General features: G+C 58.2%; 11 protein-coding genes, 4 tRNA genes and 1 other RNA gene. 3 read left to right on the top strand and 13 right to left on the bottom strand.

Annotated elements, in window-relative coordinates; genetic code table 11:
• The 6 genes from PM3016_RS20700 to PM3016_RS20725 all read right to left on the bottom strand — a co-directional run bounded on the left by PM3016_RS20700 (position 1) and on the right by PM3016_RS20725 (position 6,319).
• Complete coding sequence (locus PM3016_RS20700) at positions 1-249, bottom strand: hypothetical protein (protein WP_014370801.1); 249 nt, start codon at positions 247-249, stop codon at positions 1-3.
• A gap of 11 nt (positions 250-260) precedes the next feature.
• Positions 261-1,421 carry a Ger(x)C family spore germination protein gene (locus PM3016_RS20705; RefSeq protein WP_014370802.1) on the bottom strand — a complete coding sequence of 387 codons (1,161 nt, stop codon included), beginning with the start codon at positions 1,419-1,421 and terminating at the stop codon, positions 261-263.
• Between the two features lie 25 nt (positions 1,422-1,446).
• Complete coding sequence (locus PM3016_RS20710) at positions 1,447-2,970, bottom strand: spore germination protein (protein WP_014370803.1); 1,524 nt, start codon at positions 2,968-2,970, stop codon at positions 1,447-1,449.
• Positions 2,971-3,123: 153 nt separating this feature from the next.
• The gene (locus PM3016_RS20715; RefSeq protein ID WP_014370804.1) at positions 3,124-4,869 is read right to left on the bottom strand and encodes a GMC oxidoreductase; all 1,746 of its coding nucleotides are present in this window, start codon (positions 4,867-4,869) and stop codon (positions 3,124-3,126) included.
• A 191-nt stretch (positions 4,870-5,060) separates the two neighbouring features.
• Positions 5,061-5,537, bottom strand: coding sequence for a GNAT family N-acetyltransferase (locus PM3016_RS20720; protein ID WP_014370805.1), 477 nt, complete (start codon positions 5,535-5,537; stop codon positions 5,061-5,063).
• A 74-nt stretch (positions 5,538-5,611) separates the two neighbouring features.
• Positions 5,612-6,319 carry a Crp/Fnr family transcriptional regulator gene (locus PM3016_RS20725; protein ID WP_041619198.1) on the bottom strand — a complete coding sequence of 236 codons (708 nt, stop codon included), beginning with the start codon at positions 6,317-6,319 and terminating at the stop codon, positions 5,612-5,614.
• A gap of 141 nt (positions 6,320-6,460) precedes the next feature.
• On the opposite strand from PM3016_RS20725, the gene PM3016_RS20730 reads away from it, so the two are divergent.
• Complete coding sequence (locus tag PM3016_RS20730; RefSeq protein ID WP_013918477.1) at positions 6,461-6,814, top strand: DoxX family protein; 354 nt, start codon at positions 6,461-6,463, stop codon at positions 6,812-6,814.
• 26 nt (positions 6,815-6,840) lie between these two features.
• On the opposite strand, the gene PM3016_RS20735 is transcribed toward PM3016_RS20730, so the two are convergent.
• Complete coding sequence (locus tag PM3016_RS20735) at positions 6,841-7,296, bottom strand: macro domain-containing protein (protein WP_014370807.1); 456 nt, start codon at positions 7,294-7,296, stop codon at positions 6,841-6,843.
• 167 nt (positions 7,297-7,463) lie between these two features.
• On the opposite strand from PM3016_RS20735, the gene PM3016_RS20740 reads away from it, so the two are divergent.
• A complete protein-coding gene (locus PM3016_RS20740; protein ID WP_014370808.1) occupies positions 7,464-8,759 on the top strand; it encodes a stalk domain-containing protein in 1,296 nt (431 codons plus the stop codon).
• 112 nt (positions 8,760-8,871) lie between these two features.
• On the opposite strand, the gene PM3016_RS20745 is transcribed toward PM3016_RS20740, so the two are convergent.
• The 6 genes from PM3016_RS20745 to PM3016_RS20775 all read right to left on the bottom strand — a co-directional run bounded on the left by PM3016_RS20745 (position 8,872) and on the right by PM3016_RS20775 (position 12,910).
• The gene (locus PM3016_RS20745; RefSeq protein ID WP_014370809.1) at positions 8,872-10,893 is read right to left on the bottom strand and encodes an endonuclease MutS2; all 2,022 of its coding nucleotides are present in this window, start codon (positions 10,891-10,893) and stop codon (positions 8,872-8,874) included.
• 594 nt (positions 10,894-11,487) lie between these two features.
• On the bottom strand, positions 11,488-12,111 hold the full coding sequence (locus PM3016_RS20750) for a calcium-binding protein (RefSeq protein ID WP_014370810.1): 624 nt from the start codon (positions 12,109-12,111) through the stop codon (positions 11,488-11,490).
• A gap of 394 nt (positions 12,112-12,505) precedes the next feature.
• Positions 12,506-12,588, bottom strand: a tRNA-Leu gene (locus PM3016_RS20760).
• A 40-nt stretch (positions 12,589-12,628) separates the two neighbouring features.
• Positions 12,629-12,717, bottom strand: a tRNA-Ser gene (locus PM3016_RS20765).
• A 13-nt stretch (positions 12,718-12,730) separates the two neighbouring features.
• Positions 12,731-12,804, bottom strand: a tRNA-Met gene (locus tag PM3016_RS20770).
• 19 nt (positions 12,805-12,823) lie between these two features.
• Positions 12,824-12,910 (bottom strand) — tRNA-Ser (locus PM3016_RS20775).
• Positions 12,911-13,082: 172 nt separating this feature from the next.
• On the opposite strand from PM3016_RS20775, the gene ffs reads away from it, so the two are divergent.
• Positions 13,083-13,167: signal recognition particle sRNA small type (gene ffs, locus PM3016_RS36935), an RNA gene on the top strand.
• Positions 13,168-13,260: the final 93 nt, after the last annotated feature.

Raw genomic sequence — 13,260 nt, forward strand, 5'->3', positions numbered from 1 at the left:
TCACTCGGGCTGCGGTGCTTTGAGGAAATCAACGATACGGTGAGCCGGCGCGTTAAAGAGGCTGTCTATAAAATCGTGCAGGAAAGGCCATCTCAAATCCAAGGCATACAACAGACCCATATATAGGGTACAAAGCAGGATAGCGGCATAAACGATCACTTCCTTCCTGCTCTGCCCGGACAGCCGGCGGGCGTCATAACCCACTATGGCAGCGTACAGAAGAATCAGCATTGTGATTTTGGCTCCCATGGCGCCTCCGCTCACTTGGTATGCAGGGCCGAGTGGCCTACATTCGTCCCGCTGCTCCGCAGGGTAACCTCCACATCAAACTGAAAAGAGGTCTCCGCAAAGAGGTCATCCCACTCCGGCTTCCACTGCTTCCATAAGGAAGGATCCTTCCGGTAGAGAACGTTCCCGAGCCCCAATGCATCGAATTTGATTTTCTTCAGATAGCCGGTTGCCCCTTCCAACTTCCGCTTGATAACCATTCCCGCACGGTCCGCGAAGGCTTTCGCTTCGTCCTCCGTTTCCGCCTTCCGGGAGCACGTGAGCTCGACGATGGCGGCCTGGACCTTCACCGCATACCGGATGACGGGCGGCCGCCGGCTGAATTCCGGCTTCATACTGCTGTGGAGGGACAGCACTTCGACCGATTCATTCATCATCGGGTCCTCTCCTTTCCCGCAGGGGATTTTCACCATGCCGCTCCCATATTTGTTCAACAGCATCTGTACCCCTTCCATCTTCTCCCCATCCAGCCGGCCTGTCATTGTCCCTTTCTTCAGCAGAGCGGCTCCCTCAATATTGAGCACGGGGGTACCGTCGATCTCGCTTTGGAATACGTAAGGTATCATGCTGTTACCTACTTCGCTGCGGGTCATCTTTCCCAGAAGGAGCAAATTCATATCCAGCGTCTTGGCATTATGCGCCGCCGAGGCCCGCTGACCCTCAAACAGCTGCTGGCTCAGCGTGTTCTCGATGAGCGGTTTCCTGCGCAGCACATCCGACGCCCTTCCCTGGGTAATCATCACCGGTGCGATGATGCGCGGCTCGTGGTCGCGGTAAAAGAACTCCATAAGGTCGGAAAGACCTTTATCTCTAGCCAGCGCCTCGCTGATAATCACCACTCTCAAATGACTCCACTGCATCTTTCTTCCGAGACGGCTTGGGATGTCCCGGATGGCTTTGGCAATCGAATAGTCCTCCCCCATGATATGAAGGTAGGACATCTGATTGCCTTTGCCGCCGACCGCCTGGACAGGCTTGAAGATCTGTGCGGTCAGGAGGAACTTGCCTTTCTCGTTCTCATCGATGGCAAGTCCCATGACGAAGCCTTTCTCCGGGAGCTCGGCCTGATCCCAGCACCCCGTTAGCAGCAGCAGCAGCGAGAAGCTGACGGAGATCCTTCTCATCCAGTTCATTGCCTGCCTCACTCTCGGTGTCATGTTACGTCTTCGGTTGCGGTTTCGGTTGCGGTTTTGGTTTCCTCAGATGCATCTGACGCGGTGAGCGCAGCAGCGACTGGAGCGGCGCCCGGATCAGGAAATCCTTCAGCTGCACCGGCTTGAATGGCGCCAGCGGAGCCAGATAGGGCTGGCCGAGCGGCCGCATGTTCGACAGATGCAGCCAAAGCAGCAGCAGCGCGATCATCAGGCCGAACCCGCCGAGCAGCGCTGCGAAGAGCATCATCGGAAACCGGAGGATCCGCAGGGCAACGGCAAGATTGAACTGGGGCATCGCGAAGGACGCAATCCCCGTCAGGGCCACGATGATCACCAGAATAGGCGAAGCGATGCCGGCGTTGATGGACGCTTCCCCGATGACGAGTGCTCCGACGATACTCACGGCCGAGCCTACCGGCCGGGGGAGGCGCACCCCCGCCTCCCGGAGCAGCTCGAAGAACAGCTCCATGATCAAGGCTTCGATAATCGCCGGAAAAGGAATGCCTTCCCGGGAATTCAGCACAGCCAGCAGGAGCACGGTAGGGATCAGCTCCGTATGGAAGGTGCTGAGGGCGATATAGATACTGGGGAGCATCAGGGCAATGAAAAAGGCTACCAGGCGCATCAACCGGATCAGACTGGCGATCAAGGTACGCTGGTAATAGTCCTCGCTGGACTGCATGAGCTCGGGGAAGGTGGCCGGACAGATCAGAATGGAGCCTGTCCCGTTCACCATGACAATGATCTTCCCGTTAAGCAGCTCGGCGACAGCCACATCCGGCCGTTCCGTATAACGAACCTGAGGGAACGGATTGTAGGGTGAATCCTCAATCAGCTCTTCGATGTACGAGGTTTCCAGAATCTCGCCGCAGGTCAGACGGTGAATACGTTTCTTGAATTCGGCGAGCACCTCGGGATCGACCGTTCCTTCGAGATACCCGTAAGCGATCTCCGTCTTCGTTTCGCTCTCCACAGAGAACTTTTCCATTTTAAATCGGGGCGATTTCAACCGTATGCGGAGCATCCCGATATTTTTATTCAATTCCTCAATCGTGCTTTCCTTCGGCCCTTGAACGACCGGTTCGGTGGTCGGCTCCGTGACTTGTCTTTTCTCCAGACCCAGGGCCTTGTAGCTCAGCGCCTTGTTCCACAGATCGAAGAATAGAACGATATACCCGTCGTTCACATCGCTTACGGCCTGCTCGAAGCTGTCCAGTACAACCGCCGTGTGGGTGGACGCCCCGCCCTGCTCGAAGAAACGGAACAGCTCCTCGGGCCGGACGGAGGTCCCCTGCCCGACCTGCGTAGTCATGAGATCCTGCAGGGTCTCCTTCAAGTAGTTGTATTCTTTGCGTTGGACGAGCGAGTTATAGTAGACCGAGAAAGCGGAATAGCCGAGGCCCGGGCCGTAATGCATATAAACGATGGAAAGGTCGCTGCAGTTCGCAAACGTGGTTTCGATCCGCTTCAGGTTGCTCCCCAGTACGGTGGATATGGCTTCGCAGCCGCTGTCTGCTCCCTTGTTCATCCGTTTCATCCCCTCAAGATCAGGTTGACCACAGGTGTGCCGTCCCGGCGGGATGGATGACGGGACGGCACCGTAAGATCACGTGCGGCGGTCATGGATTGATGTGCATTAGAATTGGCTTATACCCCATAAGATGCCAAAAGCGTGCCCTGTTTATTCAGGAGTCCGGTTTCGGACAACGGCTCCGGTTCCCTGCTGCCGCGCGATGTGATCCGCCGTGCGGATCGCCTGGGCGATGGTTGCCAGCGTGTTGTTCTCGGCGCCGATCGACGGCAGCACGCTGTTATCCGCGGCATAAAGTCCGGCTACGCCGTGAATGTTGCCGTAAGGACCGGCAGCGGAGGTGCGGGGATCGTCCCCGATCCGGCAGGTGCCCGAGTCGTGATGCAGGTCGCCGAAGGGGGTGAGACAGATCGGCGGGCGGCCGTCCCGGGAAGCGAGCCGGATGCCGGCATCGGCAGCGATGCGTTTGATTCCTTCGGTCATCCGGTGAACAACGGACCAGTCTTTGTCACTGAACGAGAAGTGAACCTTGATCTCCGGCACCCCATACTCGTCTTTCTTGTAAGGATCCAGGGTGATCCCGTTCTCGTACCGGGGCTCAATCTTCCCGTATCCATAGAAATTGACGGCCGTTTCGGTCTGCACCGGCCTCTCGAAGGCAACGGGATACCAGTAGAACGCTTCCGGCCCGGTTAACAGTACAGAATAAGGGTTCTCCCGGGACTGCGGAATCATGATGTTCAAGGGTCCCCAGGGGATGGGGAAGTCCAGCGTGCTGATGGTTCCCGTCGCTTGAACGAACGAATGCGTGGTCAAGTAATGTCCGAGGGCCCTGTTCTGAATGCCGGAGTACAGCAGCAGCCGCGGCGTCTCGAACGTACTGGCACAGACGACGACGGTCTTCGCTTTCAAGGTATATTCCGTCTTATCCGGTGCGGCTGCCTTCACGCCGGTCACGCGTCCGCCGGCGTGAAGAATCTGGAGCGCACGCGCATTCACGGCAAGATCATAGGGCCTCTGATTGAGCGCCCGGGCCAGCAGGGAGATCGAGCTCGTGAACATGTCGGTATGCAGCTCCCCATACACCTGAGGAACGATGTCGGCGGCAACCGGCAGCGGTGAAGCCTTGGAGTAGCCGCGCATCCACAGCCGCTGCAGCAGGATCTCCGTGAACGACGCCCCCTCCGCGAAGGATTCGGTAACGTTCATTACTTGCTCGGCAATCCCGTAATAGCTTTCCATTTCCTCCACCGGCACGGGCCACTGCGCCAAATCCCAAGACGGCATCCGCGGGGCGAAGGCATACCAGAATAACGTCCGGCCGCCGAGGGCGAACAGCTGCCGGGCTCCCCTGAACGAAGGCTCGCTGCCTGGCAGCGGCTGGGATAAGCCGTTGAAGTAAGCCGTAAGGCGGTCTTGATTCATCGTGGACAAATTGCGTGCGTGGGTCGGAATCACGGAATCCCCCCGCTCGATAATCCCGATCCGTTTGCGCTGCGTCTTCCACTGCTCGCACAGCCTCCACAGGACGGAACCGCCGCCGGCGCCGGTTCCGATGATCAGCACGTCATACTCCTCCTGCGCCATCTCCTCCAGCGTCTTGAGCGGAATCCAATGGTCCAGGACGGCCGGGGGCTGCACCTGACAAACCGGCAGTCTCCCTGGGCTTTTGAGGCGCTCATCCGCCCCGCTTTCCGCTTCCGTCCCAATCCCTGTCCCAGACGGCAGATAGACGGTGCTCCCGGCCAGCTCCTCGTCGTAATGACCGATGTGGGGATTGAGTGCCGCCGCCTCCTCAACGCTCACGCCGTTCAACCGGGCAATCGTCCTCAGCGTCTCCTGCTTGCCTGCTACCCAGATTCTCAGGTATACCCCTCCTTTGCTCCTTTGCTCCACTCATCCGGCAATAGGCGCTCCTGCCCCGCCTTCTCTTCTCTCTTATCCTATAAAGAAGGCGGCGGGATATGACAGGTGTTCGGTAACGGATCCGAAAACCCCGGACACGACAAAGAAGACTCCAAGTCAACACGGGAGTCTTCTTCACTTGAATCTTACTTTTCGCCCTGGGAACATGCCGTCTTTTGGTTTCACCACTTCCGGCTCATGATCCACTGCTCTCCGTTCGGTCCCATTCTTCTCCTGCCGGTATCGGCAAAGCAGGCGTTCCAATACAGCTGCCGGGCGGGTCTGTTCTTGTGATTCACGGCCAGGACCACTTCATTGCAGTTCGGAAAGTGCGTCCGGATCCAGCCCGGCAGCGCCAGCATCCCCAGCTTCGCATATCCCTTCCCCTGCTGTCTGCGGTCAATTGACAGAGCGGCCAGCAGCATCGCCCGGGGATTCGCAGAATACTCATGCACCCGTTCCGACGAGTGCAGAACAAAAAATCCTACAGGCGTTCCCTCACTAAGAATGACGATGGGGTGCTGATCAGCGGCCTGGGACAAAGCGTCTTTGGGTAGTGCCGTGAACTGCAGCTGTTCGGCCGGAAGCTCGAAAGCGTCCAGCGCTTCGGCATAGCGGGGCGTCCAATGCGTAAGTTCGATCTTCGCGGAGGCGGTCATAGGAGAGCATCCATCCTTTTTTGGTTCTATCGTATCACAAGAACGTACATTCGTCTCTCCTTCGTCCCGCTCGCTCAACCCGGCAGCAGCACGCCGCATTCTCCCTCCATTGCCCTTCTTGCACGCCCCGGGTGGACATGCAGGGGACCGCGTGTCCCGTCACGATAAAGGATGCCGTCCGCCGTCAGCCTGCCCAGCGCAGCGGTGACCGTCTCCCGCGTGCTGCCGGTCATGCTGGCGAGCTCCTGGTGGGTCAAGTCCACCTGCAGCCGCACCCAATCGGGCTCCCCCCGCAGGGCGGCGGGCGTCCCGAACTTGCCGGCCAGCTTCGCGAGCAGATAGAGCAGCCGCTTCCTTACGCTGCCGTAGGCCAGCCGGCTGAGCAGCTCCTCCGCCTCGCGCAGCCGGTCCGTCACGATCCCTATGAAGCGGATCGCAAGCTGCGGCCGTGCCTCGAGAATCTCCTGCAGAGCCTCCCGGCTGATAACGCAGATCACGCTCTCCTCCAGGGTCACCGCGAACAGCCCGCCCGGGCCGCTGCCGAACAGGCTTCCCTCTCCGAACAGGTGCCCGGTGCCGAGCACATCGACGGTGACCTCCCGGCCCTCTTCGTCTATCCGGTACAGCCGGACCGCCCCGGCCTTGATGAAGTAGACGGATGGGGAGGCCTTGTGCGGGGCCGTTACCACCGTCCCCTTCGGCTGTACCGCAGCCGGGGTGAGGCCTGCGATCCCGCCCAGCTCGTCCTGCTCCAGCCCATCGAACAAGGCGATTCGGGACAAATATTTGATGTGATTGAAGACGGCCCCCTCCTTGCTTTCGTTCTCATGTAAGCTGGCTTACATACGCTCCGCCGCCGGTATTCTACAATGGACTGCAGACGAAGCTGTGTCGGCTTCCATTACAGCAAAGGAGTGTATAAAATGAATTTGTTCTCGACCACCGCGGTCCTGCTGCTGGCCGCCATGTTTACGTTCTCCGCCGCCGCCAAGTTCCTGCGCACGGCATCCATGACGAGGCATTGGCAAGAGTACCGCTATCCCATGCCGCTCATGCAGGGGATAGCGGTACTGGAGGCCGCCGTTGTGGTCTCCATGATCGCTTCGCTGTGGCTGCCGTGGATCCGGCTCCTCGGTGCCGGCCTGTGCGCTGTGCTCATGCTTGGGGCTGTTCACGCCCACCTCATCCGAGCTCGCCACAAGCCCTTCATGGCTTCGAACGCGCTGCTGATGCTCGGCCTGGCGTTATATCTGCTGTGGACTACGGCCGCCGCTTGACAAGCTGATGCTGAGCCTCGCCGATGCTATGCTCGCAGCTTATACAGCGTAACCTCGTCTTCCTTGAACACTTCCTCTATGATTCCGTACACGACCTGCCAATCGGCTCCGCCCCGGTCGGAGCCGATCCGGTAGGGGAGCGCCGCGGACAAGCCGTTCGAGCGGGCAAACTCCCGCAGCTCCATCAGCGCCTGCTTCAGTTTGTCTTCCTGCGTGTACCTGCCGCCGGCTCCAAAGCCATCCTGCCCGAAGAGATTCGCGATGTATTTGCCTCCCTTGCTCCGAACGATCTGGCACTGCCCGAGCAGCGTCCCGCTCCTCTCGCCGGCGCACTTGGATTGATACGCAGTGTAGGCCTCCGGAAAGCGGGCGCGGATTCCTTTGGCCACGCCGGAACCCATCACCCCTCGGCAGTTGACCTGATGCCCCAGGATGTCTTCGCTGGCTAGAAGGAGATCCCCCTCGATGATTTTGACTGCCATACCCCATCTTCCCCATTCTTATTCGCTTTCCTGCTTCTTTTTTTCACAAAGATCTACTTATTGTAGCACTCTAGAGAACGAAAAGGCTACTTTCGCCCCTTGGATGGGTCTGGGAAATCAGGTAACCTTTTGGTGGCTGGTATAAAAGCTTAAGGAGGTTGCCTGTATTGCACCGGTTCCGCCCCATGCTAGTGATCACCCTGCTGTTCGCCGCCCTCTTCGGCCTGTTCAACCCCTCTGTCTCCGCAGAAGCTCCGAAGCCCCTTAAAGTATTCGTGGATACGAACCAGATCCCTTTCGAAGTAGACCCGCTGATCATTAACGGCACCACCCTGGTCCAGTTCCGGCCGCTCTTCCAGGCCATGGGGATGGAAGTGAAGTGGGAGGAAGCCAGCCGCACCGTAACCGGTACGAAGGCGGATCTCATGATTTCGCTGCGTATTGAAGATCCGCAGGCGGTCGTGAACGGCCGGCAGGTTCCGCTCAGTGAACCTGCGCGGATCGTGAACGGCAGCACCATGGTCCCGCTGCGGTTCATTGGCGAAGCTACAGGCGCCCTGGTGAACTGGGATGCGGTGAACGGCGAAATCACCCTGATCACCCCCGCCCTTCTGCAGAGCCTGGGTATGAGCAGGGAGGAAATGCAAAAGAAGATCGACGAGTATGCGGCCAAGCAGGGACATCCGCCTTCCGCATCTTCAGGTGACGGAACCGTACCGGCTCCCCCGGCGGCGGAGCCGAAGCCCGAAGCGCCTGCCGCACCCGCCGCTCCCGCGGCACCGCAGACCCCGCCTCCCGGCCCCTCCAAGCCGGTGGATCTTGCCGCCCTGCAGGGGATGTACTACGGCTTTCGTGATGATTTTGGCGGCTACGAATGCGGCGGCGCCTGCTGGGACATCTACACCTTCCTGCCTGACCAACGCGTCCTGGTAGGCGTTCCTCCCCAGGGCGGTCCGGAGACGATCGACTGCACCCGGGATGGCTGCACCACGTATACGATCGCAGACGGCAAGCTCACTCTCGCCACCGGTGACAGTTATGAGATCGGTGTAACGAGTGACGGGTACTTGGAGATCCAGGATGTGGCCCTGTTACCCGTCGCTGCTGTGGCGGATGGACTGAAGCTCGAGGGAACTTATAAACATATCGGATACCAAGGCCTTGTCGGCATCCACGCTTTCTCCTCGTCCTGGACGGAATATCTGACGTTCAAGTCCGACGGCACGTTCGAGAGCACCGATCTCTCGCTGTCCTCCCTTGACGTTCATGTGAGCACCACCAATGCGGCCGGCTCGAAAAGTGACACAGGCACTTATCAGATCAGCGGGAACACGCTTATTCTCACGTATCAGGATGGAAGCGTGCTGCGCCGGCTCTTCTTCGATCACGATTTCGACGACAACCAGTCGCTGAAGGATATCCAGATCGGCAGCCGGAGATTCTACATCCCAGACGAGCAGTAACCGCACGGATGCAGGCAGACCCCAAACGTCTTTTCGGAGTTCTCCGTAAATACGTTTGGGGTTATTCCGCGTAGTCCCCGACCGATCCTTTTGCGGCGCGGTCCCCCAGCGGTTACTCTCCCTGCGGCGGATGAATGATCATTACACTCTCGTCGTGCCGCTTGCTCATCATCTTGCGCTTCTTCCGCACCTCCTTGGACTCGAAGACGATGTCCATGTCATAGTCGCCCTCCGGGTACAGCTGCTCCCGTTCGATGTACAGCGACAGCCGCTTGCGGTTAATCTTCACCTTCTCCTTCTGGATCAGGATGAGCAGGTTGCCCCGCTCGTCCGCCAGTCCGCACACGATGCCGGTCCGCCTCTGGGAATGGATCCAGACGCAGTCGCCGATCTCGAACTCCGCCTGGAGCTCACGTGCCGCCTCCCTCTTCCCGCGGCGGACGGGCTGCTGCTGCCGCTGCCCCGCCGATGGCCCCGCGCCTGCAGCTCCTTCCCGATCAGGCCCCTGCAGGGCCTCTTCGAGAGACACAAGGCCTGCCCCGGCAGACGATGAAGCGGCTGATGACCCCCCCGCTTCACCGGCCGCGGCCGCCGGGCCGTACGTGATCGCCTTTGACCGCGCGATAATGCCGGCAGGCATGCCGAGCTGGGCGGCGATCTGGAACGCGTAGCTTCGGCCGGCTTCACCAATGGTCAACCGGTACAGCGGCCGCAGCGTCTCCACGTCGAACTCCATCCGTGCGTTCTCGAAGCCCTCCGCGGCTTCCGCATACCGCTTGATCTCGTTAAAATGCGTGGTTGCGATCACCGTCGAACCGCGGCGGTACAGCTCTTCCAGTACGGCGATCGAGAGCCCTATCCCTTCTCCGGGATCGGTCCCGGCCGCCAGTTCGTCCAGCAGGATCAAGGCGGAAGGTCCGGCTTCATCCAGAATGCGGATGACATTCTTCACGTGGGAGGAGAATGTGCTCAGCGACTGTTCCAGGCTCTGGCCGTCCCCGATGTCGGCGAGCACGCTGTGAAAGATGCTGAACCGGCTTCCCTCGGCCGCCGGTACCATGAGACCGGATTGGACCATCATCGTCAGCAGGCCTACCGTCTTCAACGTAACGGTCTTGCCGCCTGTGTTCGGTCCCGTGATGATCAGCGCCCTGTAGCTCTCCCCGATCTCGAAGTCCAGCGGCACCGCGTGTGCCCCGAGCAGCGGATGACGTCCGCGGAGGATTCGCGTTCTTCCGTCGGAGCCGATCTCAACGGTCCGACCCCCGATCGAGAGGCCGTACTTCGCCTTCGCAAAGAGAAAATCATAATGCCCGATGGTCTCCAGATTCAGCCGGATCTCCTGCGTATGGCTCTCGACAAGATCGGTCAGCAGCCCCAGCACCTTCGTCTCTTCCCTGCTCTCCTCCGCCCGGAGGGCGCTCAGCTCATAGGTGAGCGAAGCGGTCTCGGCCGGCTCGATGAACACCGTCTGCCCGCTGGCCGACTCATCCAGCACCGATCCGGCGACGAGCTTGCGGTGCTCCTTCTTCACCGGGATGACATAGCGGTCGCCACGCATGCTGATCACCTGTTCCTGCAGATAGCTGCGATAGCGCTGCATGGTGCTCTCCAGTTTCTTTTTCAGACGTTCTTCCGCGATGGCGATTTTCTTGCGCACTTTGGCCAGCTCCGGACTGGCTCCGTCATCGATCGCCCCGTGCCGGATGCACCGTTCGATCTCCAGCCGGATCTCGCTCAGCTCATAGAGAGACAGCGCATAGCTCGTTACCTGCGGAGCGATGGATTCCTTCCGGCTCATGAAGCGCTTGAGCTGGGCGGTGTTCTCCAGGAACTTGACGATCACCCCAAGCTCGCTGACGGTCAGCAGGAATCCCTTGCCGAGTCCCGCGGCCATCGTCTCCATGCCGTCCAAAGCGGGAACCGGGACACTTGCGCCGTGCTCGATCAGCTTGACGGCTTCCGCCGACTCCTCCAACCAGCGCTCAATCAACCCTTGATCCGTGACCGGCATCAGCGCCCGGATGTGCTCCCGGCCCAAATAAGATTTGGCATGGTCCAGCAGCCCCTCTTTTACTTTCTCATACTCCAGGCATCCGGCCATGTCCACTTTCATTTGCATGTTCTTATCCATTTCCTATACCCTCCGACCGTTTGGGATTTCATCGTATTGACCTCTGTGCATACAAAAAAGAGCAGCGTATGAACACGACGTGTTCATACGCTGCTCCCTGTTCGGAGATGATTTTTTCGCGCGGGCCCTCTGCACTACCCGTTTGGAAGAAACGGGTGTGTGAAGTAAACAGATGCTCATCAGGCACGAGCCTAGCCGGCTGCCCTTGGAATCTGTCCATAAAAAATACCGTACTCTAAGAGCACGGTATCCTCGCAAAAAAATGCTTTTTGCAGTCGATATGATCCGTTGTTCTTAACTAATTTCATGCCGCTGTGACGGCGCAGGCAAACAGGAGCACCAGATTCTCGGGCTCGCCGGCCTGCACATCGGTACCCTGCTATGCCACGTATGCCCATATAAGGACAGACCTGTAGCGTCTCAGGTATTCCGCACAGCCGCATCTATGAAATTGATTAGTTAAGAACAACCTCGGCCATAAAAGCATCTCCATTCATTTGTACTACTGCCATCATATGCAAATGGAAGTGAAATGTCAAAGCAGAGAATGGTTATAATCAAATTCTCCGGGGATGACGAACCCCATCCTTTATCTTATGGGATCATGGGCGAAGAAGCGAGCAGAATGCTCGGGAAGTCCTCCAGCGCGGCCTGTGCCTGTCCGGATCCGCCGGCGCCCGTGGAACCCGCCATGGCTAGTGCCATTTGCTCCACCTCTTTGTCGGTCCATACCGTGCCGTCTTCAAATTCAAAGCGTTCGATGCGGTATCCGGCGTTGTCGAAGAAATGCTCTATGTTGACGGTAACACCATATTCTCCCTGATGCATGTACAGGGAATGGCCGTCCCGTATGACACGCATATCGCCGGGGCTTGCACCGCCAAAGAAGCGGAGCGTATCCGTTTCACCCGCGGAACCCTGCTCACGGATGGTATGTCCACCTCCATAGATATCTCCAATCACTTCAATCTCATATCTATCCCCACCGGTCCCCCCAATGAACAGGTTCCCATCGCTCAGCGTACGGTAATCGGTGTATGCCCGCAGCGTATCTTCTCCCGTTCCGCCGTGCAGATCCGCACCGTCACTGCCCTCCAGCACCTGCACCAAGTCGCTGCCCGCTCCCGCGAATACCCTCTCCTTCGCTGCCGCTGTGATCATATCATCTCCCTGCGTTCCGAACACGAGCTGAAGCTGTTCCGCTTTGGCTTGTACCATAGTTTTCATCCTCCCGGGGATTATATTTTCCTATTTTTACCATATCTAAATCTATGATATCATAAAGGGGAAAGCTTCTCTCTAAAGAATAATGAATAGGTTTTCGGCCCAAAAAGGCCCTTTCGCAAGGGCCATCAGGGTAACAAATAGAACACCCTCCTCGGATAACGAGGAGGGTGTTCTGCAGATCATGTTGGAGAAGATATGTAAGACCACCGATAGATCGGTGGCAGTCTGTTGGATAAGAGGCTGTCTTTCCTTCTTCATTATGGCCCATAAGAACGGACCGTGCAATCCACAAGTTCAGGATAAATTGGTTACATTGGTCAGCGGCAGGCGCCGTAATACAAAAAAAGCCCCATGAACACGGGACTCTTTGCATACGACAATCCTATGCGGTTGAGAGGACTCGAACCTCCACGGGCGTAAGCCCACTACCCCCTCAAGATAGCGTGTCTGCCATTCCACCACAACCGCTTAACATGTTCCGCGGTGGTAATCCGCGGATCTGGTGCAACGGAGAGAGAGGGATTCGAACCCTCGAGACGCTTGTGACGCCTACACGATTTCCAATCGTGCTCCTTCGGCCAGCTCGGACACCTCTCCAAACCATAATAAGTAGCGGCAGAGGGGATCGAACCCCCGGCCTTACGGGTATGAACCGTACGCTCTAGCCAGCTGAGCTATGCCGCCATAGTACAATATATATCAGCAGAGAGAGAGGGATTCGAACCCTCGAGACGCTTGCGCGCCTACACGATTTCGAGTCGTGCTCCTTCAGCCTCTCGGACATCTCTCCACGCTGGAACTGCGCTCTTTCGAGCCGCACCGCTGTGTATTCAACCCCTCAGCGGAATTTCATTATAACCCGCATGTCCCTTCTTGTGAACGGCAATCTATTTCCTCTGTTGGAGGGTTCCTTCCCTGGCTGCAACTCCCTCTTCCCTTCTTTAAGGCTCTTTGCTAAGATGTACTCGAGGCAAACAAGAAGTTCGAACCGCGTCAGGTCCGGGAGGAAGCAGCGCTAAGAGCAGACCGGTTGTGCCTCTTTTTCAATTACATAGAGCAATCAAGTGAAGAGTCCCTTTGGGGCTCTTTTTTGGCATCCCACCCTGCGAATGAGTTGAAGTTCCCATGCCCACAATAACA

The organism is Paenibacillus mucilaginosus 3016 (assembly GCF_000250655.1).
Lineage (GTDB): Bacteria > Bacillota > Bacilli > Paenibacillales > NBRC-103111 > Paenibacillus_G > Paenibacillus_G mucilaginosus.

Bases quoted from the DNA above. Each gene is read 5' to 3' on its own strand.
- PM3016_RS20750 (WP_014370810.1), bottom strand. From the start codon at position 12,111: ATGGTACAAGCCAAAGCGGAACAGCTTCAGCTCGTGTTCGGAACGCAG.
- PM3016_RS20700 (WP_014370801.1), bottom strand. From the start codon at position 249: ATGGGAGCCAAAATCACAATGCTGATTCTTCTGTACGCTGCCATAGTG.
- PM3016_RS20735 (WP_014370807.1), bottom strand. From the start codon at position 7,296: ATGGCAGTCAAAATCATCGAGGGGGATCTCCTTCTAGCCAGCGAAGAC.
- PM3016_RS20730 (WP_013918477.1), top strand. From the start codon at position 6,461: ATGAATTTGTTCTCGACCACCGCGGTCCTGCTGCTGGCCGCCATGTTT.
- PM3016_RS20720 (WP_014370805.1), bottom strand. From the start codon at position 5,537: ATGACCGCCTCCGCGAAGATCGAACTTACGCATTGGACGCCCCGCTAT.
- PM3016_RS20705 (WP_014370802.1), bottom strand. From the start codon at position 1,421: ATGAACTGGATGAGAAGGATCTCCGTCAGCTTCTCGCTGCTGCTGCTG.
- PM3016_RS20745 (WP_014370809.1), bottom strand. From the start codon at position 10,893: ATGGATAAGAACATGCAAATGAAAGTGGACATGGCCGGATGCCTGGAG.
- PM3016_RS20710 (WP_014370803.1), bottom strand. From the start codon at position 2,970: ATGAACAAGGGAGCAGACAGCGGCTGCGAAGCCATATCCACCGTACTG.